Here is a 594-nt window from a genome sequence, read left to right as displayed (position 1 = left end):
AGTCATTGGTTGAACAAATCCAGAAACAGCAAGAATATATAAATAACAAACTAGAAGAAAAAGACAGAAGATTAATGGCAGGTATAAAAGAAAATGAGGAAAGTATAAAACAGGTTGCCGTTACTAATCATGAAGAAGAGAAGAAGGGGTGGCTCGCCCACCTTTTTGGTAAATAGATAGTATTTGTTACTGTAAAAATAAGTTGAGAAGTAAGGCGTAGGCAATAGCTTACGCTTTTTTCGTTGTTGTGAACAATACATCTGTAAACTTGGTGAGCTATTCGAGTTGAGAGGTTCATTTATAAGTAAATATAAATGCTTGGCAGCATACTTAAGAACAAGGTTATAGGCATGGGAAGAGAGAAAAAAATAAGAATTACAAATAAAAGACATCCACAAAGGATGCCTTTTATTTTTTATTTACCTGATCAATTAAAGAAATAAGAGATATGCTTAGTAAAATTAAACCTATGAAGGTGCCATAGGAATTAGGAGTTTCATCGAAAAACATAGGTGATACTACAAAGTTTACTATAAATATTATTATAGCAAGACCAACTAATAATTTACTTGACATTTAAAACACCCCCCTTTT

At 31.8% G+C, this 594-nt stretch carries 1 protein-coding gene; it reads right to left on the bottom strand.

Going from position 1 to position 594, the window contains the following annotated elements; all coding sequences use genetic code 11:
- Window positions 1–408: 408 nt before the first annotated feature.
- Window positions 409–576, bottom strand: a complete 168-nt coding sequence (locus N9I19_RS25050) for a hypothetical protein (protein ID WP_317779377.1) — start codon at window positions 574–576, stop codon at window positions 409–411.
- Window positions 577–594 lie beyond the last annotated feature (18 nt).

This window comes from Peribacillus sp. CSMR9 (assembly GCF_033141925.1).
Lineage (GTDB): Bacteria > Bacillota > Bacilli > Bacillales > DSM-1321 > Peribacillus > Peribacillus simplex_A.
Note: the sequence above shows the minus strand (reverse complement) of the source record. Positions and strands in the feature narration are given on the sequence as shown.

What these genes read in the sequence shown, in the direction of transcription:
- N9I19_RS25050 (WP_317779377.1), bottom strand. Translation starts at nt 576, where the DNA reads ATGTCAAGTAAATTATTAGTTGGTCTTGCTATAATAATATTTATAGTA.